The sequence below is a fragment of the Bradyrhizobium sp. CCGUVB23 genome (assembly GCF_024199885.1).
Taxonomy (GTDB): Bacteria; Pseudomonadota; Alphaproteobacteria; order Rhizobiales; family Xanthobacteraceae; genus Bradyrhizobium.
Genome location: NZ_JANADQ010000001.1, coordinates 5,579,421 through 5,602,697 on the forward strand (window position 1 = coordinate 5,579,421; position 23,277 = coordinate 5,602,697).

Below are 23,277 nucleotides of genomic sequence, written 5' to 3' on the forward strand. Positions count from 1 at the left end.
GCCGGAACGCGCTGCAAAAAAGCCGCTTTTCGGGGAAGCGCCACCGCCGCGCGCGTCGTCCGCCCGATCTGCCGTTCCCCGCCGGCGTGCCGCCGATGGCGCTGTTCCCGGACGAGTCGCCGGCGCGCCGCTCCGGGACAACAAGTCGTGATCAGGAAGGTCTGCGGCACCGCAGCCCGGGGGACGATGACCTGCCGCTGCGTTCCCAATGACGCGTGGTCAGCGCACCCGCTCCAGCTTCTGTAGGCACCGCGTGGCGCGCACCACCGCCGGCATCTCATCGTTCGGAAAGCTGGTCTTCCAGTCGGTGACGCCGACCTCGCCGACATAGATGTCGCCTTTCGAGTCCAGTGCGATGCCGTGCGGTGCCAAGAACTTGCCGCTCGCGATTCCCGGGCCGTCCTCGCCACCGAGCCGCGCGATGCGCTTTCCCTTGGCATCGACGATCGACAGCCGCGGCCCGAGATTGGGCACCTTGCGGTTGACGGCCATACCGGGCCCGAGTTCGCCGATCACGAAGGTTGGCTGCTTGCCGCCGCAGCAGCACAGCGCACAAGGCCGGTGCAGGTTGTTCCACTGCGTCTCGTATCGTCCGTTGCCGTCGAACACCTGCACGCGGTGGTTCTCGCGGTCGGCGACGTAGACATAACCGTCGGCATCGGCGGCGATGTTGTGAACGATGTTGAACTGCCGGGGATCGGTGCCGGGCTCGCCCCAGCTCATCATCAGCTTGCCGTCTGGCGTGAACTTGTGGACGCGCGCGTTGCCGTAGCCGTCGGAGACGTAGATCTCGCCGTTCGGCGACAGCGCGGTGTGGGTGCAGCGGTGAAACGGATCGCCGCTCATGAACGGCGCAGGCTTCTCGGGGATGCCGATCGTCAGCAGCACCTTGCCGTCGGTCGTGCATTTGCGCACGGTGTGGTCGCCATCATCGGTGCAATAGAGATTGTCGTCGGCGTCGATATGCAGACCGTGCGCGCGGGCAAACAGTCCTTCGCCCCAGCTGCGCAGGAAATTGCCCTCGCGGTCGAGCACCACCATCGGATGGGCGCCGCGGTTGAAGACGTAGATGCGGTCCTTGCTGTCGACCGCGACGGAAGCGACATCCGTGAGCTGCCAGCCATCCGGCAGCTTCGCCCAGTTCTCGACGACACGGTAACGATGCTCGCCCGAGCCGAGTATGGCCGGCATTGGTGTCCTCCCTCTTTTTGTCGCCGTAGCGCTTCCGTTGTACCCATATCGTCATTGCGAGCGAAGCGAAGCAATCCAGTCTGTCTCTGCGAAACGATTCTGGATTGCTTCGTCGCAAGTGCTCCTCGCAATGACGATGGGGCTCAGGTCGTGCGCGCGGGCGTCGCCATGTCCCGCCCCAACATCCCTTGTTCGATCGCCTTGATCTGGAGCGCCAGGAACCTCGAATTGATGCGGCATTGCGCGAGGCTGCCGGCGATGAACCACAGGCCGGGCTGCTTCGTGCGCGCATACATGTTACGCAGCTCAAAACCGTCGCCAAAGCCCCAGATCGGGCCGACGCGATCGGCAACGGCATCGCCGAACAGCTTTCGCACCAGATAGGCTTGCGGCTTGTAGCCGGTCGAGAGCACGATGAGGTCGGCCGGGATGATCCCGCCGTCCTTCGTCCGCGCGCCCTCGGCGACGAAGCTTTCGATGTCCTCGAATTGCCTGAGCCCGACCTCGCCCTTCACGATGAGATCGGAGCAGCCGACGTTGAAATAATAGCCGCCGCCGCGAGTGAGGTATTTGAACTGCCAGCCGGTTCCGCCTTCGCCGAAATCGAGCTTGAAGCCGACGCGAGTGAGACCGTCGAGCAGCTCCTTGTCGAGCGCTTTCGACTGCTCCGTCAGCATCACGTGGGTCTTCTTCGTGAGCGGCGTCGGCATCGAGGTCGCGATCAGGTCGTTGTCCTCGAGCGTGCCCTCGTTGTAGGTCGCGTAGGCGAGCTGTGCCGAGGGTTCGATATTGGTGACCAGCGTCGGCGAGCGCTGCACCAGCGTCACCTCCGCACCGCTGGAGTAGAGATCCTGCGCAATGTCGTGGCCGCTGTTGCCGGTGCCGATGACGATCGCGCGCTTGCCGGTCCAGCTCTCGCCGTCCTCATAGCGGCTGGAATGCACGAGTGGGCCGTTGAAATTTTTCAGGCTCGGAATATCGGGCATGCTCGGGATGCCGCTGACGCCGGTTGCCATCACGACATGGCGCGGATGCATGGTGCGCGTGGTGCCGTCGGCACGGCGTAGCGTGACCGTCCAGCATCCCTTCGCATCGTCGTAGGTGCCGCCCTCGAACTCGGTGCCGGTCCAGTAGTTCAGCTCCATCGCCTCGACGTAAGCCTCGAACCAGTTCGCGAGCTTGTCCTTGGGGATATAGACCGGCCAGTTCGGCGGGAACGGCATGTAGGGCAGGTGATTGACCTGCACCTGGTTGTGCAGCGTGAGCGCGTGATAGCGTTTGCGCCAATTGTCGCCGATGCGTGGCCAGCGGTCGACGATCAGCGTGTCGACGTTCAACTGCTTCAGCCGCGCCGCGATCGCCAGCCCCGCCTGGCCGCCGCCGATCACCAGCACGGCCGGATCGCGATCGGCATAGTCGCCGGACGCTGTGCGCAGATCGAGCCAGTTCGGTCCGCGGAAGTCGCGCGAATAGGCCTGGCCGCGCGGCCGCGTCCGGTTGAGCTGCTCCTCAAATCCCTTCAGCTCCTCAAGCGCGGTGAGCAGCGTCCACGCCTTCAGGCGGTCGCCGTCATCGGCGTCCGGCAGTAGCCGCACGATGCCGCTGCCGCGGCCGACGGCCGTTTCGAACGAGAAGATTGCTTCGATCGTCTTGGTGCCGGCGCGAGTCACCCAGCGTGGCGGCGCGCGGGTCGATGCGATTTCGAAAGAACTCGGCGCAGCTTCGGATGCGAGCGCGCTCAATTCCCGCACGGTCGCATCGCGACCGGCGATCGTTTGCAGGTTCCAGCTGAGCGCGAGCACGTCGCGCCAGTAGCTGTCGGCCAGGAAGAGCTTATGCAGCGCGCCGTGACCCGGGTCGCCAAGCGCCTGCTCGAACTGGTCGAGCCAGGTTTGCGCGGACACAAGAATGTCCTTCGTCCTGTCCAGCATGCGCGACCTCGTGGCCGTCTTCGCGGCGCTTCCTCTCGGGCACGAGGCTATACCGGTTCGGTCCGTACAAAAAGGCAACTATCCGAGCAGCGAGAGCATATGCCCCTGCTCAGGCGGAATACGGCCCTTGAGGGTATCGAGATAAACCCGCCGCACCGCGTCGGCTCCGCGGCTCTCGACCACGGCGATGCACTTTTCGAGCATCGGCGCAAAGCCCGACCACGCCACGCCAAAGCGCTGATCGATTCCGCCCGGGCCCCAGTCCTTCGCACGCTTGCGCAGATGATCCGGCGCGAAGAACCAGCGCGGCTTTGCGCCGGGCAGGGCGCCTTCGTCGGCATCGGTGGCGCGATGCGTCAGGCCGACGCGCACCGAGCACGCCATCCGGTTGCCGAAATGGTGGTGCAGCTCGGCCCGCAACGCGCTGCTGCCGGCCATGTCGACGAAGGCGACCGGCTTATCCGTCGGCAGCGAGCTGAAGCGGTCATAAGTGACGACCTCGTCGTAGCAGGGTAGCGAGCCGACGAAGCCGGCGTTGCCGGCCGAGGTCAGCCCGATCACCCTGCGGCCGCGGCTGTGCAGGAGATGCGCGAGCCCGAACGCGGTCTTGCTGGAGGCGCTCGAGAGCAGCACGCTATGCGCGCCAAAGTCGTCGTTCTCGGCGAGGAAATCGTCGACCAGGAACGACAGCATGAACAGCGGCCGCAGCAGCGCCTGAAGATCGCCCTGATGCCCCGCAAAGTTGGGATCACCGGTGACACGGGAATAGACGTTATAGACCGGCGACACCTGCTTGCGATGCTCTGCGCCGTCGCGAAGAGCGCGCTTGCTGACGTCCGTGGCTTCGATGACGAGATGCGTCGCCATCGGGAAATAGCCGAACAGTCGCTCGCCGACAGCGACGCCAGGGTGTTTCGAGGCGATGACCTCGCCAAAACCCCACACCGGGATGTTGCCGAAGCCGTGCGGCGCCGGAAAGATTTGCCAGTATTTCAGCTCGTCGCCCATCACGGCATAGGTGATGTTGTTGGCGGTGAACGCGAAGCGTTCGACCTTCACCAAAAGCGCATCCGCCGGTAGCGTGGCTGGATCGGGAATTGCGGTCTCGGTCAGCTTGCACTGCTCGAGGTCGTTGCGCGCAACGATGAAGTCGGTCGATGTCATGGTGAAGGTCCCGGCTTTTTCCGTGCCGGCATCTTTTCTTTCACCCGTGAGCGCTTTGCAACAGCAACATTGTTTAAAACGGCGTTCGCCTCGCCGGCGATGACGCCTTCGCGTTTCTTGACCGCGCGATAGTAGCTCCACCACAGATGCGCGGCCGCGCCGCGCAGGGGCCGCCAGGGCTCGGCGAGCGGGGCCATCTGCTTCTCGGTGGGGCGCGTCTTCAGGCCCAGCCCGAGGCGGATGCCTTCTTGGACTGCGAGATCGCCGGCCGGCCAGGCATCGCCATGGCCGAGGCAAAACAGCAGGTAGACGTCGGCGGTCCACGGTCCGATGCCCGGCAGCGCGATCAGCGTGTGATGCGCGGCGTCGGCATCCTCTTCGGCGAGGACGTCGAGATTCAGCCGTTCGGCCGCGAGCTCGCGTGCCAGATGTTTCAGCGTCTTGATCTTGGCTGCCGAAAGGCCGAGCCGTCCCAGCCGGTCGGCGCGTGCGCGGCGCACGGCATCATGGTCGAACGGATCGAAGGCGGCGTTTAGCCGCCCCCAGATCGCGCCGGCGCTCGCGGTCGAGAGCTGCTGGCCGCAGACGATATGGGCAAGCCCGACAAAGCCAGGCTCACGCCGCCGCAGGCTCGGCATGCCCGCGATCTCCAGCACCGGCTTCAGCCGGGTATCGCGCTTCACCAGCGCCTCAACGGCCTCTTCGAGATCGGACTGGGTTTCGAGGTGGATGGTCATGAAGACACCGGATCGCAGCGATGCGGACTAAGCGTCCTGTGGACGGTTCGGAACGATGAGACTAAGACCATATCACCTTGATTTCGGACGCGCCGGATGAGTTTGAGAAACATTCCTGCCGAGATGATCGGCGAGAAAGTCGCCTTGATCGATGCCATGCTCGGTCGCATCGTCGACGAACATCGCGTTTTCTTGCCCCTCGCCATCGAAAGCGGTAGCCGGGCATGGGGCTTTTCGTCTCCTGACAGCGACTACGACTGTCGCTTCGTCTTCGTGCGTCGCGCCGTCGATCATGTTACGCCATGGACCTCGCGTGACGTCATTGAGCTCTCGCTTGAAGGAGACCTCGATGCCAATGGGTGGGACTTGCGCAAGGCGCTTCAGCTCTTGCTGAAGGGCAATGCGGTGATTGTCGAGTGGCTGCGCTCGCCGGTCATTTACTGCGGGCAGGCCTGGTTTCGCGATGATTTTCTGGAGTTTGCTCGCCAGGCGGCGAGCCGGGAGGCGATTGGCCGTCACTATCTTCATCTTGGCGAGCGTCAGCGACGCGTATACTTCGGCGATGGAACGAGCGTTGCGCAAAAGAAGATCTTCTATGCACTTCGGCCCGCGGCCGCCTTGCGATGGTTGCGCATGCATCCGACCGAGGCTGTCGCGCCAATGCATTTTCCGACGCTCATGGCAGAGTGTGAGCCGCCGAGCGATTTGAGGGCGGAGGTCGTCGATCTGATGGATCGCAAGGCGGTCACGCGCGAGCTCGGCGTAGCGCCTCTGTCACGCGTGGTAGCTGGCTTCATCGATTCAGAGTTCGAGCTTGCCCGTGGTGTATTCGAGGGCGGCGGGGTCGGTGCATCGGAACAAATGATCCTTAGGGCGGAGCAGTTCTATCGCGGTGTGGTCGAGCGACTCGAGCGGGAGAGCGGCACGATTGATCCGTTTCGGCCCGCCTGATGCCACCCGTTTTCCGATTCGCCCCGAGCCCAAATGGCTATCTCCATCTCGGCCACGCCCTTTCCGCCCTGCTCAATTTCGATCGCGCGCGCGAGACGGGCGGGCGCTTCCTGCTGCGCATCGAGGACATCGACAGGGCGCGCTGCCGGGTAGAGTTCGAGGCGGCGATCTACGAAGACCTCGCCTGGCTCGGGATCGCCTGGGAGATGCCGGTGCGGCGGCAGTCTGATCATTTTGAGGCCTACCGCGTGGCGCTGGACCAGCTCACCGCGCTTGGCCTCGTCTATCCCGCCTTCGAAAGCCGCGCTGAGATCGCAAGGCTGGTGACGCAGCGCGAGGCCGATCAGCCGTGGCCGCGCGATCCGGATGGCGCGCCGCTTTATCCGGGCACTGCGAAATCGCTCTCCGCCGCCGAGCGTGCGCGGCTGATCTCGTCCGGCGCGCCCTATGCGCTGCGGCTCGACATGGCCGCCGCTTGCCGCCGCGTAACGGACCTCATGTGGCATGAGGACGGCGAGGGGCCCGCGGGCGAGCAGGGCAGCATTCCTGCCCAACCGCAGGCCTGGGGCGACGTCATCCTCGCACGCAAGGAGACGCCGACCAGCTATCACATCTCGGTCGTCGTCGACGATGCGTTGCAAGAGGTGAGCGAGGTGGTGCGCGGTCAGGACCTGTTTCATGCCACCTCGGTCCACCGCCTGCTCCAGCAACTGCTCGGCCTGCCCGCGCCCGCCTACCGCCACCACCGGCTGATACGCGACGAGGGCGGGCAAAAGCTTTCCAAATCGACCCGCGCCACCGGTTTGCGCGACTTGCGCGCGGCGGGAGCGCTGCCTGCCGACATTCGCGCTTTGGTGGGATTACGTTAAGTTTCTCTGGGGTTTAGCAAAACGCCTCAGTGACTCCCTGGGCCCCGCCGTGCCATGCTGACTGCGAGCCGGGGTTCAAGGGGAAACATGGCGGCGAAAACGCGCATCGCGCGCACCACGCGGTCGTCAAAGCGGCGGTTGCCCAAGACGGGCGCCAAGACGCCGGTTAAGACGCGCGTTAAGCCGCATGCCGCACGAAAGCGCAGCCCAAAGACGAGTGCAAAACCTGTCGCGGCGGACATGGTTCAGGCGGCGCTTGCCGCCTTTGCCCATGAGGTTCGCACCCCCCTGACCGGAATCCTTGCGATCAGCGATCTCCTGGCGACCTCCGACCTCGGCGAGCGCGAGCGTCGCTGGGCCGATACCATCAAGGCCGGCGCGGAGCATCTGGCGAGCCTTGCCACGTTGTTCGTAGATGCCGCCAAGACAGGGAAAAATGGTGGCGGTGGGCTCGGTCAGGATCTGTTCGACCTGCGAGCGCTGGCGCGCGCCGCCGGCGACTCGCTCGCCGGCCGGGCGGCCGCCAAGGGGTTGCAGGCCCGGGTCGATATCTCGCCAAAGCTCCCCGCGCTGGTGGTTGGTGATCCCGTCCGCCTGCGCGCGGCGCTGGAGAATCTGATCGACAATGCCGTGAAGTTCACCGAGCAGGGCGGGATCGCTCTCTCCGTCGCGCCATGGCCGATCGCCAAGGACAGGATCAAGGGGAAAGCCAAAGACAAGGCCAGGACCGGCGTCGCCTTCGCGGTGTCCGACAGCGGCATCGGGCTGACCATGGCCGAGATCAAGCGCCTGTTCCGTCCGTTCTCGCAGGCCAATGTCACCATCGCCTCGCGCTTCGGCGGCGCCGGGCTCGGGCTGTCATCGGTGAAGCAGCTTGCGCGCGCGATGGGCGGCGACATCACGGTCGCGCCGCGGCGCGGCGGCGGCGCCACCTTCACATTGACGGTGTCCCTGACCTCGGCCGAGGCGGAGAAATCCACCAAGTCAGGGGCGCACGACGGTCGCGGGGAGAATGCGCCGGCGGGCTTGCGCGTGCTCAGCGTCGAGGACAATCCGTTCGGCCGCGTCGTGCTCAACACCATACTGACCGAACTCGGCCATCATGCCGAGTTCATCGGCCGTGGCGAGGACGCGGAAAACCGCCTGGCGCAAGGCGGCTTCGACGCGGTGCTAATGGACATGGTGCTGCCGGGCATCGACGGCATCGAGGCGATCAAGCGCATCCGCACGATGTGTCCGCCGCTCGGTCAGATCCCGATCATCGGCATTTCCGGCCGCGGCGAGGACGAGACGGCCTCGCGCGAGGCCGGTGCCGACGCCTTCCTGGTCAAGCCCGTGTCTCCGCGTGCGCTAGCGACTGCGCTGCTTGAAGCGACACGCCGTGAGGAAGCCGCGACTTGATGATCGCGGCGTTGAGCTCGCCGCCATAGACGAAGATCGCGGCGATGAAATACAGAAACACCAGCGCGATGATCACGGAGGCGAGCCCCGCATACATCGTCACGTAGTTGTTGGCGAAGCGCGCCAGATATTGCCCGAACACGATGCCTGAGACGACCGACCCCACGATGGTGAAGACGATGCCGGGCAGGATCTGGAGAAACTTCCGCCGTCCCGCCGGCACCCAGGCATGCAGGATCAATAGCGCCACGATCAGCGCGCCGATGGTGATGCCATAACGCACCCAGGTCAGGATGCTTTCGTTGGACTCGACGAACAGCGGGATGTGGCGCCGCGCCGCCTCGATGATCAGAGGGCCGAGCACGATCAGGAAGGCCATGGCGAGCGCGGCGAAGGCCGCGACCAGCGTGTAGGCGATCGATTCCAGCCGCAGCCAGTACCAGCGCCGCATCTCGACCACCGCGTAGGCGCGGTTGAGCGCGACCCGTAAGGCCTCGACGCCGTTCGAGGCGAAATAGACCGACAGCACCGCGCCGATCGTCAGCACGTCGGTGCGGGTCGTGGTCAGAACGTCGTGGATCTCGCCGGACAATGTGTCGGCAACCTGCTTGGGCCAGACCTGGAGCATCAGCCCGGCGGCCTGGTCGGCGAGCTCCTTGGAGCCGAAGAAGCCCGCCAGCGAGGTCAGCACGATCAGGAACGGGAACAGCGCCATCAGGCTGGACAGTGCGATATGGCTCGCGATCGCCCAGCCGTCGTCGGCGAGGAACGTGTAGAACGCGTCCATCACGACGAGGTAGAGGTAGCGGATCTGCCTCACGGCGTACCCCGGCGCTGCTCTGCTCTCTCTTCCCGCAAGCGGCGAGAGGCGAAGTCTGCGGGCTGGCTCAAATCGATAATCATCCGCTTAGCTTCTGATATTATTGGCCTAAAAGCCAGATCGCGCCGCGATGGCGCAGCCGCAAACACAATGTTATCTACCCCTAATGGCATCCTTCCTGAGTTCTTTCATCCTGCCGGTGGCTGTCGGCGCCGTGGCGCTAGTGCTGCTGCTCGGTCTCGTCAACATGATGCGCGGCGGCTCGCCGAACACCTCGCAGAGGCTGATGCGGCTGCGCGTACTGTTTCAGTTCGTGGCGATCGTCATCGCCATGCTCGCGGTCTGGGCGATGGGCCGCTAGAGCATGATCCGGAAAAGTGTGCAGCGGTTTTCCGATAAGATCATGCTCAAACATTGAGAGCCGGCGGCTGGAGAGGCAAACATGGTCGTTCTCAACCGTATCTACACCCGTACCGGTGACGACGGCACGACCGCGCTCGGCTCCGGCGAGCGCCGTCCGAAATATGATCTGCGGATCGAGGCCTATGGCACCGTCGACGAGACCAATGCCGCGATCGGCGTTGTGCGATTGCACGTCAAGGACTGGCCGGAGCTCGATGCGATGCTCGGCCGGATCCAGAACGACCTGTTCGATCTCGGCGCCGATCTCGCGGTGCCCGAGCGTGAAGGCAAAGCCGAACGGTTGCGGGTGGTGGCAAGTCAGGTCGAGCGGCTCGAGCGCGACATCGACGCGCTGAACGACAAGCTCGCCCCGCTCACCTCCTTCGTGCTGCCGGGCGGAACCCCGGCGGCCGCCCATCTCCATGTCGCGCGCACGATATGCCGCAGGGCGGAACGCGTGATGGTGGAACTCGCTGCAAAGCCGGACGAGCCGGTCGGAGCGGCTGGCATCCAATATATGAACCGGCTATCGGATTTCCTGTTTGTCGCGAGCCGCGCGGCCAATCATAATGGCGCCGGCGACGTGCTCTGGGTGCCGGGCCAGAACCGCTAAGCAAACCGCCAAGATTGGCTCGCAAAGCCAACTTTTGGGCCTCCGCGCGCGTTGACCGGACTGGGCCGGGCCATTAGGTTCCGCGCCAGTTGATAACCCCCCTCAAGAATTCAAGTGAAAGAGGATCGATGAAGGTCTTAGTGCCGGTAAAGCGGGTGGTCGATTACAACGTCAAGGTCCGCGTCAAGGGCGATGGATCGGGCGTTGAACTCGCCAACGTCAAGATGTCGATGAACCCATTCGACGAAATCGCGGTCGAGGAAGCGCTGCGCCTGAAGGAAGGCGGCAAGGCCACCGAGGTCGTGGTGGTGTCCATTGGACCGGCGCAGGCGTCGGAGACGATCCGCACCGGTCTTGCCATGGGCGCCGACCGCGGCATCCTGGTGAAGGCGGACGGCAATGTGGAGCCGTTGGCGGTCGCCAAGATCCTGAAGAAGGTCGCCGAGGAAGAGCAGCCGGGCTTGATCATTCTGGGCAAGCAGGCGATCGACGACGACAGCAACCAGACCGGCCAGATGCTGGCCGCTCTGCTTGGCTGGTCGCAGGCGACCTTTGCCTCCAAGCTCGAGGTCGAAGGCAGCGACTTCAAGGTCACCCGCGAGGTCGATGGCGGCCTGCAGACGGTGAAGCTGAAGGGACCGGCGATCGTCACCACCGATCTCCGTCTCAACGAGCCGCGTTATGCCTCGCTGCCCAACATCATGAAGGCGAAGAAGAAGCCGATCGCGGAGAAGACCGTCGCCGATTACGGCGTCGATGTCACCGCGCGCCTTGAAGTTCTCAAGACGACGGAGCCACCGGGCCGCAAGGCCGGCGTCAAGGTCAAGGACGTCGCCGAGCTGGTGTCGAAACTCAAGAACGAAGCCGGGGTGCTCTGATGACGACGCTTCTGATTGCTGAACACGACAATGCGTCGCTGAAGGACGCTACCAACAAGGCCCTGACGGCGGCCGCCGCCCTCGGCGCCGACGTCGACGTGCTGGTGGCCGGCCAGAACGCCAAGGGCGCGGCGGACGCCGCCGCGAAGCTCGCAGGCGTGAAGAAGGTGCTGCTCGCCGACGGCGAGGCTTACGCGCACGATCTCGCCGAGCCGCTGGCCGCGCTGATCGTCTCGCTGGCATCCGGCTATGACGCGATCGTCGCGCCCGCGACCTCGCGCTTCAAGAACGTGATGCCGCGCGTCGCGGCGCTGCTCGACGTCATGCAGGTCTCGGAGATCATCAAGGTTGTCGCGCCCGACACCTTCGAGCGTCCGATCTATGCCGGCAACGCCATCCAGACGGTGAAGTCGAAGGACGCCAAGAAGGTCATCACGGTGCGCACCTCGACCTTCGCCGCCGCACCGGCCGGTGGCAGCGCGAGCGTCGAGAGCATCGCGGCGGCGGCCGATCCGGCCCTGTCGTCCTTCGTCGGCGAGGAAGTCGCCAAGAGCGACCGTCCCGAGCTGACCTCGGCGAAAATCATCGTGTCCGGTGGCCGCGCCATGCAAAGCCGGGAAAACTTCGCAAAATACATCGAGCCGCTCGCCGACAAGCTGGGCGCCGGTGTCGGTGCCTCGCGCGCGGCGGTCGACGCGGGCTATGCGCCGAACGACTGGCAGGTCGGCCAGACCGGCAAGGTCGTGGCCCCCGAGCTCTACGTCGCCGTCGGCATTTCCGGCGCGATCCAGCATCTCGCCGGCATGAAGGACTCCAAGGTGATCGTCGCGATCAACAAGGACGAGGACGCGCCGATCTTCCAGGTCGCCGACTACGGCCTGGTTGCCGACCTCTACCAGGCGGTTCCTGAGCTCACGGCCGAACTCGGCAAGCTCGGCAAGTAAAACACCGTAAAAACACCGGCCGGATGTCCCAACTCCGGCCGGTGTTTCATTTCTGAGGCGGTTTCTTTCGCGGGGGCACGCGGAAGGGCGCGATCCAATCTAGGTTTCGAGCCCGGGTTCTGATTAAATCGGACCCTCGGCTCACGGGGGATAGGCAGGGCGCGGCATCCGCGCCGTTCCGGTGGATGACATTATGGCAGAGATCAAGAAGGTCGGCGTGATCGGCGCGGGGCAGATGGGCAATGGCATTGCCCATGTCGCGGCGCTGGCCGGTTTCGACGTGGTGCTCAACGACATCTCGGCCGACCGTTTGAAGTCGGGTATGGCCACCATCAACGGCAATCTGTCGCGCCAGGTCTCCAAGAAGGCCGTCAGCGAGGACGACAAGGCCAAGGCGCTGTCGCGCATCACCCTCGCCGAGAAGCTCGATGACCTCGCCGACTGCGACCTCGTGATCGAGACCGCGGTCGAGAAGGAGGAGGTCAAGCGCAAGATTTTCCACGAGCTTTGCGCCGTTCTGAAGCCCGAAGCGATCGTCGCCTCCGACACCTCCTCGATCTCGATCACCCGTCTGGCCGCGGCCACCGACCGCCCCGAGCGCTTCATCGGCATTCATTTCATGAATCCGGTGCCTTTGATGGAGCTGGTCGAACTGATCCGCGGCATCGCCACCGATGATTCCACCTTCGAGGCCTCCAAGGCATTCGTCGCCAAGCTCGGCAAGCAGGTCGCGGTCTCCGAGGATTTCCCGGCCTTCATCGTCAACCGCATTCTGCTGCCGATGATCAACGAGGCGATCTACACGCTCTATGAAGGTGTCGGAAACGTCGAGGCGATCGACGCGGCGATGAAGCTGGGCGCGCATCACCCGATGGGCCCGCTGGAGCTGGCCGATTTCATCGGCCTCGATACTTGCCTCTCAATCATGCAGGTGCTGCATGAGGGGCTGGCCGACTCAAAATACCGCCCGTGCCCGCTGCTGGTGAAATACGTCGAAGCCGGCTGGCTCGGCCGCAAGACGCAGCGCGGCTTCTACGACTACCGCGGCGCCAAGCCGGTCCCGACGCGGTAACAGATCCCGTGCCCCGGAGCCGCGAGCACGCCGAGACATGGGTCCCGGCTCTGCGTCGCGTCATTTCATGCCGCGCCGCGTCCGCGACACGAGACCGTCCAAAGTCTCCACCTCTCGTTAACCCCTCGCGCCTAGGCTGCCGCCGTACGAGGGTCTACGTATGGACATGATCGCCATGGTCAGCAGCATGCTGACCGCTCAGCAAGGCGCGTTGCAGTCGAACATCGCGGCGACCGTGACGAAGCAGAACATGGATGCGGAGAAATCCGCCGTCCTGACCCTGCTCGGCGCCGGCCAGCCCTCGCTCGCCAATGTCGGCGCGGGCATCGGCAGCAATCTCAACGTCACAGCTTAAAGCGACGCGGCGACCGGCTTCATTGCCGCCTGGATCAGCCTCAGCGCGTCGTCGCTGGACCATTCTGCGGGGCCGGCGATCGTGGCGATCTCGCAGCCTTGCGGGTCGACCAGCACCGAGGTCGGCATGCCCAGTGCCCGGCCTATGGCTTTAAGATCCTGAAAAACCTTGGCTTTCTGGTCATTGAAATAGCCGAGGCGGGTGATGCCGGCCTCTTTCAGGAAGTTTTTGGGCTTCTCGGGGTCGCGGGTGTCGATATTGATTGCCACCACCTGGAAATTCTCGCTGCCCAGCGTGACCTGGAGCCCTTCCAGCGCCGGCATCTCCTTGCGGCAGGGCACGCACCAGGTCGCCCAGAGGTTCACCAGCACCGTCTTGCCGCGGAAATCGGACAGCTTTTTCGGCTTGCCCTCGGCGTCCTCGAAGGCGAGGTCCGGCAGCTTCAACGGCGCGGTCGCCATGGTCAGCGCGGCCACCTCGCCGTGGGCGAGCGGCGCGATCCTATTGGCGGTCTGGACCGCGGCGCGGCAGACCGGATCGCCCGCCGGCCCCCGCTTCAGGCCCAACCCGTACAGCGCGGCAAAGCCGACCAGGCCCCCGACCGCCACAGTGGCGATCACGAGGGGGATCCGGCGCGTGGCAGAGCGCGCTTTCCGCTGGTCGAGCATATCGTTGGGGTCGAGCATATCGTTTGTCATCCGGTCGCAGATATGGCTATCAGGGGCCTCTTAATACGGCTGGCAGCAGTCAGCAAACGTGCGGCACGGCCGCAGCAAGCGAGAAGCAAGGCGTGAGCAGGGGATCATGAGCAACAAGATGTGGGGCGGCCGGTTCTCGGAACGTCCCGATGAGATCATGGAGGAAATCAACGTCTCCATCGACGTCGATCGTCACCTCTTCGCCCAGGACATTGCCGCGTCCAAGGCCCATGCCGCGATGCTCGCTACGCAGGGCATCATCACGGCCTCTGATGCGAAAAATATCGGCAAGGGTCTAGACACGATTTTGTCAGAGATCGGCAAGGGAGGCTTCGAGTTCAAGCGCGCGCTCGAGGACATCCATATGAATGTCGAGAGCCGTCTGTCCGAGCTGATCGGCCCCGCCGCCGGCCGCCTGCACACCGCGCGCTCGCGCAACGACCAGGTCGCGACCGACTTCCGCCTGTTCGTTCGCGACATCATCGACGAGACGGATGCCGCACTCGCCGCGTTCCAAGAGGCGCTGGTGGAACGCGCGATGGAACATGCCGGGACCGTGATGCCTGGCTTCACGCATTTGCAGACCGCGCAGCCCGTCACCTTCGGCCACCACCTGCTCGCCTATGTCGAGATGGCCGCGCGCGATCGCGGCCGCTTCCAGGATGCCCGCAAGCGGCTGAATGAATCTCCGCTGGGTGCCGCAGCGCTCGCCGGTACCTCGTTCCCGATCGACCGCCACGCCACTGCAAAAGCGCTTGCCTTCGACCGGCCGATGGCGAATTCGCTCGATGCGGTCTCCGACCGCGACTTCGTGCTGGAGACGCTGTCGGCGGCCTCGATCTGCGCCGTGCACATGTCGCGCTTTGCGGAAGAAATCGTGATCTGGACCTCGCCGCTCGTGGGCCTCATCCGCCTCAGCGACAAGTTCACCACCGGCTCGTCGATCATGCCGCAGAAGCGCAATCCTGACGCCGCCGAGCTCGTGCGCGCCAAGACGGGGCGCGTCATCGGTGCGCTCAATGGCCTCCTGATCGTGATGAAGGGCCTGCCGCTCGCCTATCAAAAGGACATGCAGGAGGACAAGCAGGGCGCGATGGAAGGCTTTGCCGCGCTGTCGCTCGCGATCCGCGCCATGACCGGCATGGTCCGCGACCTCGTGCCGGATGAAGCGAAGATGAAGGCGGCCGCGGGCGAAGGCTATGCCACCGCGACTGATCTTGCCGACTGGCTGGTGCGGACGCTGAAGATGCCGTTCCGCGAGGCCCATCACGTCACCGGCCGGATCGTGGCAAAGGCCGCGAGCGACGGCGTCGCGCTCCACGAGCTCCCGCTCAAGGAGATGCAGGCGATCGAGCCAAAAATCACCAAGGATGTGCTCGGCGTGCTCTCGGTCGAATCGTCGGTGAAGAGCCGCACCAGCTTTGGCGGCACGGCGCCGAAGAACGTGACGGCGCAGGCCAAGGCCTGGGCGAAGCGCTTGGAAAAAGAGCGAAAATCTGGCTGAGAGCAAAATTTCGCTTGTTTTTCATGGTCATCCGGCTCTCGCCAGAGCGAGCCAATCTCTGTATGGTGCGGCCCGCGTAGTGGGGATCTCGTCGTGACGTCAAAGTTTCGCCCGACCGGCTCGGGGTGGGTCATCATTGTCTTGAGCCTGAGCGCGTTGGCGCTGGCCGGCTGCGGCCGCAAGGGTCCGCTGGACCTGCCGCCGACCGCGTCCAGTGCGTCCACGGCGAATGTCGCCCCGGCGCCCACCGATACTGAGACCGAGGCCCAGAAGACGCCGAGCGTGTTCAATCCCACCTACGGCGCGGATGCCGCGCCCGCCGCTGCCAAGGGCAAGAAGAAATCGTTTGTCCTCGATCCGCTGCTGGACGAAAAGCCCGGCAGATGAGCCGGGATGACTGAGCGAACGCCATGAACCATTTCGACTACCGCAACGGCGTCCTGCACGCCGAAGCGGTGAATCTTTCCGATCTCGCCGCGAGCGTCGGCACGCCCTTCTATTGCTACTCGACCGCGACGCTCGAGCGGCACTATCGCGTCTTCGCCGATGCCTTCGCCGGCGAGAAGGTGCTGGTCTGCTACGCCATGAAGGCGAACTCCAACCAGTCGGTGCTGCGCACGCTGGCCAAGCTGGGGGCGGGTGCCGACGTGGTCTCGGGCGGCGAGTTGAAGCGTGCGCTTGCTGCCGGCATCCCCCCAAGCAAGATCCTGTTCTCCGGCGTCGGCAAGACCGAGACCGAGCTGCGCGCCGCGCTTGCCGCCGACATCCTCTGCATCAATGTCGAATCCGAGCCTGAGCTCGAGCTGTTGTCTCGCCTTGCGAGCGAGATGGGCAGGACCGCACGCATCTCCGTGCGCGTCAATCCGGATGTCGATGCCGGCACGCACGCAAAAATCTCCACCGGCAAGTCCGAGAACAAGTTCGGCATCCCGATCGTCCACGCCCGACAGGTGTATGCACGGGCAGCGAAGCTGCCCGGCATCGAGGTGACCGGCACCGACGTGCATATCGGCAGCCAGATCACCGATCTGTCCAAGATGGAGATCGCGTTCCGCATCCTCGCCGAATTCGTTCAGACGCTGCGCGCCGATGGCCACAACATCTCGCATGTCGATTTCGGCGGTGGCCTCGGCATTCCCTATTACATGGACCGCGAGGCGCCGCCCGCGCCCGACGCCTATGCCGCGATGGTCAGGCGCATCACGCACAATCTCGGCTGCACGCTGATGTTCGAGCCGGGCCGCATGATCGTCGGCAATGCCGGCATCCTGGTCACCAAGGTGATCTACGTGAAGCACGGCGACGGCAAGAATTTCGTCATCATCGACGCCGCGATGAACGACCTGATCCGTCCGACGCTCTATGAGGCCCATCACGACATCCTGCCGGTTGCGCAGCCCGCCGCCGGCGCGCCGACGATTCTGGCCGACGTCGTGGGGCCCGTCTGCGAGACCGGCGATTACCTCGCGCTCGATCGCACGCTGCCGACACCGAAGCCGGGCGATCTCCTCGCCATCATGACCTCAGGCGCCTACGGCGCCGTGCAGGCCGGCACCTACAACACGCGGCCGCTGGTGCCGGAGGTGCTGGTCAAGGGCGACCAATATGCGGTGGTGCGTCCCCGCATCGATGTCGAGCAGCTCATCGCCATGGACACGCCCGCGCCGTGGCTGTGAGGCTCTCGTAGCGAAAACCCTCAAAACACCCCCATGCAAAGTAGCCTGGGGGTTTCCAGTCTTACGCACGGTCACAGTGCGGAACCATTTGGCGCGTCGGGCAAATCTGCGGCGATTGCGCGATCGCCGCGAAGGCTATGTCTTCCCGCCGACCACCACCCCGGCCCTCTTCTCGATCGGCTTGATCGCCGCGGTGAAATCCGAACCCGCGCCTTCCTCGCTGATGACGGTCTCCCAGAGACGCCCGACCGCGTCCGCGACCTCCATCGACAGGCCGAGCTGCTTCATCTCCTCGAGCGCCAGGCGCACGTCCTTCACCATCAGCCCGGTGGCGAAGCCGAAGTCGAAGCTGCGCGGCAGCACCGAGCGCGGAAACTTGTCGCGGCTTGCGGTGTTCATGCCCGAGCCCGCATTGATGACGTCGATCATCACGGCGGGATCGAGCCCGGCCTTCACGCCCATCACCACCGCTTCCGATGTCGCCACGATCGCGGTCGCCGAAAGGAAATTGTTGGCGAGCTTCATGGTCTGAGCCGCGCCCGGCTTCTCGCCGATGAAAAACACCTTTCCGATCACGCCGAGCGCGGCCTTGATGGTCTCGAAGTCGCTCCTGGGACCTGAGACCATCACAGCCAGCGTGCCTTTCTCGGCACCGGCGACGCCGCCCGAAACGGGGCTGTCGATCTGCACGATGTTGCGCGTCGCCAGCAGGCCGTGAATCCTGACCGCCATCTGCGAGCCGACGGTCGACAGATCGACGAAGCGTTTGACGCGCTTGCCGTCGATCACGCCGTTGGCACCGGTTGCGACGTCGAGCGAAGCCTGCAGCGACGGCAGGCTCGCCAGCACGGTCTCGACCCGGTCGGCAACGTCCTTCGGCGACGTTGCCGCCATTGCGCCGCGCGCCACCAGCGTGTCGAGGACCTCTTTCCGCGTATCGAACGCAACGAGCCGATGCCCCGCCTCGATCAGCCGCCGCGCCATCGGAAAGCCCATGTTTCCGAGGCCGATGAATCCGATGTCCATGGTGTTTCCTTGTGTTTGTTGTTGTGGGTGATGGACGGAATCGGCGCGCCACATTCTCCGCAGTCGTCCTGGCGAAAGCCAGGACCCATTACCCCAGGGAGAAGTTGTGGCGCGAGACGGTAACTCCGAGTCCCCGTAACCACATCCACCGGTGGTTATGGGTCCTGGCTTTCGCCAGGACGACGTTGGGGAGGGACGCCGCGTCCCTCACGCAAGACGCCCCTCACGCCTTGCCATCGATCTCCGCAAACACCTCGCGCGCGATGCGAAAACTGTCGACCGCGGCCGGCATGCCGCCGTAGATTGCGACCTGCATCAGGATCTCGCGGATTTCGTCGCGGGTGACGCCATTGGTCAGCGCGCCCTTCAGGTGCGCGCGGAACTCGTGCTGGCGGTTGAGGATCGCGATCATGGCGATGTTGAGCATGCTGCGGGTTTTGCGCGGCAGCTCCTCACGGCCCCACACCGTGCCCCAGCAATATTCGTTGAGCATCTCCTGGAACGGCCGGTTGAAGTCGTCGACGTTCTTCAGGGCATTGTTGACATAGGCCTCGCCCAGCACTGCTTTGCGAACTTCCAGCCCTTTGTCGTGCATCTTCTTGTCCATGGCGTTCCTTTTATCTTGCCTGACGGATGGTGGCCGAACCTACGGTGCCGAACACAACCAGTCACTCCTTCGTGTTATGCACCGCTCGGGTGCGGGGTCCCGTAGAGGAACGGGTGCCTCACTGCTGCCGTTGTGGTAGGGTGTTGTTCCGGGCAACCTGGAGAGCTGATTGAACGGCGTCACCCCCGACCCATCAGACCCGATCCGCGATGGCAACGCTTTATCGCGGCTGAAGCTGGCGCAGGCCCTCAAGCGGGCCACATATGCGATCGCCTGGGAGCGCGCCTGGCCGCATCTGGCGCGGTTCTTGACCGTTGTCGGACTGTTTCTGGTGGTATCCTGGGCTGGCCTCTGGCTGGCGCTGCCCTTCATCGCCCGCGCGATCGGACTTGGCCTGTTTGCCGTCGCGGCGCTCGCCGCCCTGTTCCCGTTGATTCGCTTCCGCTGGCCAAGTCGCGAGCAGGGGCTGAGCCGGCTGGACAACGGCTCCGGCATCCGCCACCGCCCGGCGACGACGCTCACCGACACCTTGAGCACGCAGGATCCGGTCTCGCAGGCGCTGTGGCAGGCGCAGCGCGAGCGCACGCTGGCCTCGCTCAAGCGCATCCGCGCCGGATTGCCGCATCCGCGGCTCGCCATCCACGACCCCTGGGCGTTGCGCGCGCTGGTCGTGGTGATGCTGGTTGCGACCTTCTTCGCCGCCGGCGACGAGCGCGCCATGCGTATGGGCGCCGCGTTCGACTGGAACGGCGTGCTGGCGCCGACTAATATCCGCGTCGACGCCTGGGTCACCCCGCCGGTCTACACCTCCAAGCCGCCGATCATCCTGTCGGCCGCCAACAAGGAGGCCGCGGCGCTTCCCGCGAGCGGTCCGCTCGCCGTTCCGGCCGGCTCGACGCTGATCGTGCGCTCCTCCGGCGGCAGCCTCGATGTCGTGGTCTCCGGCGGCCTCAAGGAAGTTGCGCCGAACGAACAGGCTCCGAAGGGCACCAACGAGAAGCATTTTGCCATCGCGAGCGACGGCACGGCGCATGTCCGCGCGCCCTCCGGCCAGCCGCAATGGAAGTTCGCGGCGACGCCCGACCGGCCGCCGACGATTTCGCTGGCCAAGGATCCCGAACGTCAGGCCAGAGGCGCGCTGCAGCTCTCCTACAAGATCGAGGATGATTACGGCGTCACCGGCGCCGAGGCGCAATTCGCCGTGCGTCCGTCCGAGGCGCAGAAGCCCGACGAGCAGAAGGCCGCGCCCCGGCCGCTGTTCCAGCCGCCGCAATTCGCACTCGTGCTGCCGAACGCGCGCACCCGCAACGGCCTCGGCCAGACCGTCAAGGACCTCAGCGAGGATCCCTATGCCGGCGCCGACGTCACGCTGACATTGACCGCCAAGGACGAGGCGGGCAATGAGGCGAAGAGCGACCCCTTCAACATGCGCCTGCCCGAGCGTCTCTTCACCAAGCCGCTGGCGCGCGCGCTGATCGAGCAGCGCCGCATCCTGGCGCTCGATGCCAACAAGAACTCCGACGTGTATGTCGCGCTCGATGCGCTGATGATTGCGCCGGAATTGTTCACGCCCGAAACCGGGCAATATCTCGGGCTCTACACCGTCGCGAGGCAGCTCGAGGCTGCCCGCACCGACGACTCGCTGCGCGAGGTCGTTGCGAGCCTCTGGGCGCTCGCGGTGACGATCGAGGACGGCAACATCACCGATGTCGACAAGGCGCTGCGGGCGGCGCAGGACGCGCTCAAGCAGGCGCTGGAGCGCGGCGCGAGCGACGAGGAGATCAAGAAGCTCACCCAGGATCTGCGTCAGGCGCTGGACAATTTCATGCGCCAGCTCGCCGAGCAGTTCCGCAACAATCCGCAGCAGCTCGCCCGTCCGCTTGATCCCAACACGAAGATCATGCGCCAGCAGGATCTCAACAACATGATCGACCGCATGGAGCGCCTGTCGCGTTCCGGCGACAAGGATGCGGCCAAGCAGTTGCTCGACCAGCTCCAGCAGATGCTGGAGGGCTTGCAGATGGCGCAGCCGGGCCAGAGCGGCGAGAGCGACATGGAGCAGGCGCTCAACGAGCTCGGCGACATGATCCGCAAGCAGCAGCAATTGCGCGACAAGACCTTCAAGCAGGGCCAGGATTCCCGGCGCGACCGCATGCGCGGCAAGCAGGGTCAGCAGGGCGATCAGTCGATGTCCGACCTGCAGCAGGACCAGCAGGCGCTGCGCGACCGCTTGAGGAAGCTCCAGGATGAGCTTCAGAAGCGCGGCCTCGCGCAGAACGGCCAAAAGGGTCAGAAGGGCCAGAAAGGCCAAAAGGGTCAGCAAGGCGAGCAGGGACAACCGGGCCAGCAGGGCCAGGGCGGCGATGAGGATGCCGACCAGGGCGATGATGACGGCGGTCTCGATGCTGCCGACAACGCCATGGGCGATGCCGGCTCCAAGCTTGGCGAAGGCAATGCCGATGGTGCCGTGGACTCGCAAGGCAAGGCGCTCGATGCGATGCGCAAGGGTGCGCAGAAGATGGCCGAGGCCATGCAGCAGGGCGACGGCGATGGCCAGGGCGATGGCCCCGGCAATCGCGCCGGCCGCCAGCAGAGCGGTGGTAACCAGACCGACCCGCTCGGCCGGCCCTTGCACGGCCGCGAGTTCAGCGACGACTACACGGTGAAGATCCCCGGCGAGATCGACGTCCAGCGCGCCCGCCGCATCCTCGAAGAGCTCCGCCGCCGCCTGGGCGACCCCTCGCGCCCGCAGATCGAGCTCGACTATCTCGAGCGGCTGCTGAAGGATTTTTGAGAGGATCAGTTTTCGCCGGTCGCGCTACGTATATTGACGCACGATGTCTTCCCCAAGGTCGTCCTGGCGAAAGCCAGGACCCATCACCCCAGGGAGTAGTTTGGCGAAGACTCGTCGTCCGGTACTGCTATCGATCCCACGGAGAGATCACGCAGTATGGGTCCTGGCCTTCGCCAGGACGACACCGTGCATGTGGGACCGGACTCGTGTCACTGCGGCAGGAACGCTGCGGGTGAGCAGCGCCGCTACCCCTTCTTCGCCGCGAGCGCGTCGGCGACTGCGGTGCGAATATCCGCCACCGAAAATGGCTTCGTCACCACGTCGTGCACCAGCGCATCCAGGTTCGACGCGCGCTCGCGCTGATCGGCGAAACCCGTCATCAGCAAGATCGTCAGGTCCGGAAAATCGCGCGCGGCCGAGAGTGCGAGCGCGATGCCGTCCATCACGGGCATCTGGATGTCGGTGAGCAGAAGGTCGAACGCGCCGTCCTCGCGCGTCAGGATCTCCAGCGCTTCGGCGCCGTCCTGTGCGGTGACGGTCTGGTGGCCGTCCATGGCGATGGCACGCGCCACCAGCGTGCGCATGGACTCCTCGTCATCGGCGATCAGCACCTTTGGCATCGGGCCAAACCTTTGCGGAAACGGGCAGCGCCGGTTACGCGCTGCCGCCGGCGATGTCACGCCGGTTGAAGAAACGAATATCGATATTGCGGCCTTCAGGTGGCGGCGAGGCGAGGCGCGACTTGAAGAGGGCGCGCTCGCCGGGATGCAGCACGGTCTGCTCCAGCACCGCGTTCCAGGCGTAGATCTCGGCGCCTTGCGCGTCGCGCACGGCGAAGCGCAGGCGGGGTATGTCGACCGCCTTACGGGTCTCGCCGACGATCGCGCCCTCGATCACCAGCACCTGCTTGCCGTCCACGGTCTCCGAAGTCACCTTGACGTCCCTGAAGGCGAGGCCGCGCAGGTTCACCTCGATGCCGATCATCTTGTAGAACGCCGCGGTCTGCGGCAGCAGCCGGGCCATGTCGGCGCGCCAGACCAAAAGCGCTACGGCCAGCGCGCCCATGGCAGCGCAGGTCGGCAGGCCGAAAGAGGATCTTCGCGGCTGCCGGCTCACCGGACGAGCGACCCGGGCCCGGCGACGGAACAACCCGCGGAACCAGGACTGATGCGGCTCTCCGGCCAATTCGTCGTCGGAGGCCTCGGCCTCCGACCAGTCGTCGTCCTTGGTCTCCTCGGTAGGCCAGTCACTGGCGATCGAAGGGCTGTCGACCACCGGCGTGTCGGCGGCCTCCTCGCGGGCGTCGGTGTTCCACTGCTCCGCGAGATCGGACCGGTCCTCGGGGTGGCTCGCCGCGGCCATGGCCGCCACCTGCATTTCCTCGACGGCGTCCTCGGGCCGTGCCACCCAGGTCTCCCTGCAGCGGGAGCAGCGCACGGTGCGCCCATTCGCCCCAAGGCTTGCGAGCTTGATGGCGTAGGATGTCGTACAATGGGGGCATACGATGTGCATGGACCAGCCTCGGCGATGGCCCAGCCGTAGCGGAACCGGGCTCTTTCAATGCTACAAGGCGACTGTTAACGAATCGGAAACCATAACGGCCGCACAAGGCTTTCATCGCATGCGGCAGAGTTTTGCGGCGTG

Annotated in this window: 24 protein-coding genes; 13 read left to right on the forward strand and 11 right to left on the reverse strand. The window is 65.0% G+C overall.

What is annotated here, in order from left to right:
• Positions 1-219 precede the first annotated feature (219 nt).
• The 5 genes from NLN62_RS25660 to NLN62_RS25680 all read right to left on the reverse strand — a co-directional run bounded on the left by NLN62_RS25660 (position 220) and on the right by NLN62_RS25680 (position 5,317).
• A complete protein-coding gene (locus NLN62_RS25660; RefSeq protein ID WP_254110662.1) occupies positions 220-1,191 on the reverse strand; it encodes a peptidyl-alpha-hydroxyglycine alpha-amidating lyase family protein in 972 nt (323 codons plus the stop codon).
• 143 nt (positions 1,192-1,334) lie between these two features.
• Complete coding sequence (locus NLN62_RS25665; protein WP_027522135.1) at positions 1,335-3,122, reverse strand: NAD(P)/FAD-dependent oxidoreductase; 1,788 nt, start codon at positions 3,120-3,122, stop codon at positions 1,335-1,337.
• A 78-nt stretch (positions 3,123-3,200) separates the two neighbouring features.
• Positions 3,201-4,286 carry a DUF2855 family protein gene (locus NLN62_RS25670; RefSeq protein ID WP_254110663.1) on the reverse strand — a complete coding sequence of 362 codons (1,086 nt, stop codon included), beginning with the start codon at positions 4,284-4,286 and terminating at the stop codon, positions 3,201-3,203.
• Positions 4,283-5,023 (reverse strand): DNA-3-methyladenine glycosylase, encoded by a 741-nt coding sequence (locus NLN62_RS25675; RefSeq protein ID WP_027522137.1) that lies wholly within the window; start codon positions 5,021-5,023, stop codon positions 4,283-4,285. Before NLN62_RS25675 ends, NLN62_RS25670 begins: the two co-directional genes overlap by 4 nt.
• 72 nt (positions 5,024-5,095) lie before the next feature.
• The gene (locus NLN62_RS25680; RefSeq protein WP_254113886.1) at positions 5,096-5,317 is read right to left on the reverse strand and encodes a hypothetical protein; all 222 of its coding nucleotides are present in this window, start codon (positions 5,315-5,317) and stop codon (positions 5,096-5,098) included.
• Here NLN62_RS25680 and NLN62_RS25685 point away from each other — a divergent pair.
• From NLN62_RS25685 to NLN62_RS25695, 3 genes are all read left to right on the forward strand, one after another.
• On the forward strand, positions 5,216-5,974 hold the full coding sequence (locus NLN62_RS25685) for a nucleotidyltransferase domain-containing protein (protein ID WP_254113699.1): 759 nt from the start codon (positions 5,216-5,218) through the stop codon (positions 5,972-5,974). The genes NLN62_RS25680 and NLN62_RS25685 overlap by 102 nt on opposite strands.
• Positions 5,974-6,843, forward strand: a complete 870-nt coding sequence (gluQRS, locus tag NLN62_RS25690) for a tRNA glutamyl-Q(34) synthetase GluQRS (RefSeq protein ID WP_027522139.1) — start codon at positions 5,974-5,976, stop codon at positions 6,841-6,843. Before NLN62_RS25685 ends, gluQRS begins: the two co-directional genes overlap by 1 nt.
• A gap of 87 nt (positions 6,844-6,930) precedes the next feature.
• Positions 6,931-8,244 (forward strand): ATP-binding protein, encoded by a 1,314-nt coding sequence (locus tag NLN62_RS25695; protein ID WP_027522140.1) that lies wholly within the window; start codon positions 6,931-6,933, stop codon positions 8,242-8,244.
• Here NLN62_RS25695 and NLN62_RS25700 read toward each other — a convergent pair.
• Positions 8,171-9,031: a YihY/virulence factor BrkB family protein gene (locus tag NLN62_RS25700; RefSeq protein ID WP_371260480.1), complete on the reverse strand. Its 861-nt coding sequence runs from the start codon at positions 9,029-9,031 to the stop codon at positions 8,171-8,173. The two genes, NLN62_RS25695 and NLN62_RS25700, sit on opposite strands and share 74 nt — an antisense overlap.
• Positions 9,032-9,230: 199 nt before the next feature.
• Between NLN62_RS25700 and NLN62_RS25705 the strand changes: the two genes are divergently transcribed.
• The 6 genes from NLN62_RS25705 (at position 9,231) to NLN62_RS25730 (ending at position 13,328) form a co-directional block, all read left to right on the forward strand.
• Positions 9,231-9,425 (forward strand): twin transmembrane helix small protein, encoded by a 195-nt coding sequence (locus tag NLN62_RS25705; protein ID WP_027522142.1) that lies wholly within the window; start codon positions 9,231-9,233, stop codon positions 9,423-9,425.
• Positions 9,426-9,506: 81 nt separating this feature from the next.
• Complete coding sequence (locus NLN62_RS25710) at positions 9,507-10,079, forward strand: cob(I)yrinic acid a,c-diamide adenosyltransferase (protein WP_027522143.1); 573 nt, start codon at positions 9,507-9,509, stop codon at positions 10,077-10,079.
• 128 nt (positions 10,080-10,207) lie between these two features.
• Positions 10,208-10,957 carry an electron transfer flavoprotein subunit beta/FixA family protein gene (locus tag NLN62_RS25715; RefSeq protein ID WP_027522144.1) on the forward strand — a complete coding sequence of 250 codons (750 nt, stop codon included), beginning with the start codon at positions 10,208-10,210 and terminating at the stop codon, positions 10,955-10,957.
• Positions 10,957-11,901 carry an electron transfer flavoprotein subunit alpha/FixB family protein gene (locus NLN62_RS25720; RefSeq protein WP_027522145.1) on the forward strand — a complete coding sequence of 315 codons (945 nt, stop codon included), beginning with the start codon at positions 10,957-10,959 and terminating at the stop codon, positions 11,899-11,901. Before NLN62_RS25715 ends, NLN62_RS25720 begins: the two co-directional genes overlap by 1 nt.
• 190 nt (positions 11,902-12,091) lie before the next feature.
• Positions 12,092-12,973: a 3-hydroxybutyryl-CoA dehydrogenase gene (locus tag NLN62_RS25725; RefSeq protein WP_254113702.1), complete on the forward strand. Its 882-nt coding sequence runs from the start codon at positions 12,092-12,094 to the stop codon at positions 12,971-12,973.
• Between the two features lie 160 nt (positions 12,974-13,133).
• Positions 13,134-13,328, forward strand: coding sequence for a hypothetical protein (locus tag NLN62_RS25730; RefSeq protein WP_254110664.1), 195 nt, complete (start codon positions 13,134-13,136; stop codon positions 13,326-13,328).
• Here NLN62_RS25730 and NLN62_RS25735 read toward each other — a convergent pair.
• Complete coding sequence (locus NLN62_RS25735; RefSeq protein WP_254113705.1) at positions 13,325-13,996, reverse strand: TlpA disulfide reductase family protein; 672 nt, start codon at positions 13,994-13,996, stop codon at positions 13,325-13,327. The genes NLN62_RS25730 and NLN62_RS25735 overlap by 4 nt on opposite strands.
• 136 nt (positions 13,997-14,132) lie before the next feature.
• Here NLN62_RS25735 and argH point away from each other — a divergent pair, with 136 nt between their 5' ends.
• The 3 genes from argH to lysA all read left to right on the forward strand — a co-directional run bounded on the left by argH (position 14,133) and on the right by lysA (position 17,206).
• Entirely contained in the window at positions 14,133-15,530 is a 1,398-nt protein-coding gene (gene argH / locus NLN62_RS25740; RefSeq protein ID WP_027522149.1) for an argininosuccinate lyase, read from the forward strand.
• Positions 15,531-15,623: 93 nt separating this feature from the next.
• Positions 15,624-15,917, forward strand: a complete 294-nt coding sequence (locus tag NLN62_RS25745; RefSeq protein ID WP_027522150.1) for a lipoprotein — start codon at positions 15,624-15,626, stop codon at positions 15,915-15,917.
• Positions 15,918-15,940: 23 nt separating this feature from the next.
• On the forward strand, positions 15,941-17,206 hold the full coding sequence (gene lysA, locus NLN62_RS25750) for a diaminopimelate decarboxylase (RefSeq protein ID WP_027522151.1): 1,266 nt from the start codon (positions 15,941-15,943) through the stop codon (positions 17,204-17,206).
• Between the two features lie 135 nt (positions 17,207-17,341).
• On the opposite strand, the gene NLN62_RS25755 is transcribed toward lysA, so the two are convergent.
• A complete protein-coding gene (locus NLN62_RS25755) occupies positions 17,342-18,232 on the reverse strand; it encodes an NAD(P)-dependent oxidoreductase (protein ID WP_254110665.1) in 891 nt (296 codons plus the stop codon).
• Between the two features lie 223 nt (positions 18,233-18,455).
• Positions 18,456-18,839 (reverse strand): carboxymuconolactone decarboxylase family protein, encoded by a 384-nt coding sequence (locus NLN62_RS25760; protein WP_008567285.1) that lies wholly within the window; start codon positions 18,837-18,839, stop codon positions 18,456-18,458.
• A gap of 169 nt (positions 18,840-19,008) precedes the next feature.
• On the opposite strand from NLN62_RS25760, the gene NLN62_RS25765 reads away from it, so the two are divergent.
• Complete coding sequence (locus tag NLN62_RS25765; RefSeq protein ID WP_254110666.1) at positions 19,009-21,633, forward strand: TIGR02302 family protein; 2,625 nt, start codon at positions 19,009-19,011, stop codon at positions 21,631-21,633.
• A 245-nt stretch (positions 21,634-21,878) separates the two neighbouring features.
• Here the strand turns inward: NLN62_RS25765 and NLN62_RS25770 are convergent, their stop codons facing one another.
• Positions 21,879-22,253 (reverse strand): response regulator, encoded by a 375-nt coding sequence (locus NLN62_RS25770; protein ID WP_027522154.1) that lies wholly within the window; start codon positions 22,251-22,253, stop codon positions 21,879-21,881.
• A 34-nt stretch (positions 22,254-22,287) separates the two neighbouring features.
• Positions 22,288-23,145 (reverse strand): MJ0042-type zinc finger domain-containing protein, encoded by an 858-nt coding sequence (locus NLN62_RS25775; protein ID WP_254110667.1) that lies wholly within the window; start codon positions 23,143-23,145, stop codon positions 22,288-22,290.
• Positions 23,146-23,277: the final 132 nt, after the last annotated feature.

Bases quoted from the DNA above. Each gene is read 5' to 3' on its own strand.
- NLN62_RS25755 (WP_254110665.1), bottom strand. From the start codon at position 18,232: ATGGACATCGGATTCATCGGCCTCGGAAACATGGGCTTTCCGATGGCG.
- NLN62_RS25735 (WP_254113705.1), bottom strand. From the start codon at position 13,996: ATGCTCGACCAGCGGAAAGCGCGCTCTGCCACGCGCCGGATCCCCCTC.
- NLN62_RS25680 (WP_254113886.1), bottom strand. From the start codon at position 5,317: ATGATCGACGGCGCGACGCACGAAGACGAAGCGACAGTCGTAGTCGCT.
- NLN62_RS25670 (WP_254110663.1), bottom strand. From the start codon at position 4,286: ATGACATCGACCGACTTCATCGTTGCGCGCAACGACCTCGAGCAGTGC.
- NLN62_RS25730 (WP_254110664.1), top strand. From the start codon at position 13,134: ATGGACATGATCGCCATGGTCAGCAGCATGCTGACCGCTCAGCAAGGC.
- NLN62_RS25710 (WP_027522143.1), top strand. From the start codon at position 9,507: ATGGTCGTTCTCAACCGTATCTACACCCGTACCGGTGACGACGGCACG.
- NLN62_RS25760 (WP_008567285.1), bottom strand. From the start codon at position 18,839: ATGGACAAGAAGATGCACGACAAAGGGCTGGAAGTTCGCAAAGCAGTG.
- NLN62_RS25675 (WP_027522137.1), bottom strand. From the start codon at position 5,023: ATGACCATCCACCTCGAAACCCAGTCCGATCTCGAAGAGGCCGTTGAG.
- NLN62_RS25720 (WP_027522145.1), top strand. From the start codon at position 10,957: ATGACGACGCTTCTGATTGCTGAACACGACAATGCGTCGCTGAAGGAC.
- NLN62_RS25775 (WP_254110667.1), bottom strand. From the start codon at position 23,145: ATGCACATCGTATGCCCCCATTGTACGACATCCTACGCCATCAAGCTC.
- NLN62_RS25715 (WP_027522144.1), top strand. From the start codon at position 10,208: ATGAAGGTCTTAGTGCCGGTAAAGCGGGTGGTCGATTACAACGTCAAG.
- NLN62_RS25695 (WP_027522140.1), top strand. From the start codon at position 6,931: ATGGCGGCGAAAACGCGCATCGCGCGCACCACGCGGTCGTCAAAGCGG.
- NLN62_RS25700 (WP_371260480.1), bottom strand. From the start codon at position 9,031: ATGGACGCGTTCTACACGTTCCTCGCCGACGACGGCTGGGCGATCGCG.
- gluQRS (WP_027522139.1), top strand. From the start codon at position 5,974: ATGCCACCCGTTTTCCGATTCGCCCCGAGCCCAAATGGCTATCTCCAT.
- NLN62_RS25770 (WP_027522154.1), bottom strand. From the start codon at position 22,253: ATGCCAAAGGTGCTGATCGCCGATGACGAGGAGTCCATGCGCACGCTG.
- argH (WP_027522149.1), top strand. From the start codon at position 14,133: ATGAGCAACAAGATGTGGGGCGGCCGGTTCTCGGAACGTCCCGATGAG.
- NLN62_RS25660 (WP_254110662.1), bottom strand. From the start codon at position 1,191: ATGCCGGCCATACTCGGCTCGGGCGAGCATCGTTACCGTGTCGTCGAG.
- lysA (WP_027522151.1), top strand. From the start codon at position 15,941: ATGAACCATTTCGACTACCGCAACGGCGTCCTGCACGCCGAAGCGGTG.
- NLN62_RS25665 (WP_027522135.1), bottom strand. From the start codon at position 3,122: ATGCTGGACAGGACGAAGGACATTCTTGTGTCCGCGCAAACCTGGCTC.
- NLN62_RS25705 (WP_027522142.1), top strand. From the start codon at position 9,231: ATGGCATCCTTCCTGAGTTCTTTCATCCTGCCGGTGGCTGTCGGCGCC.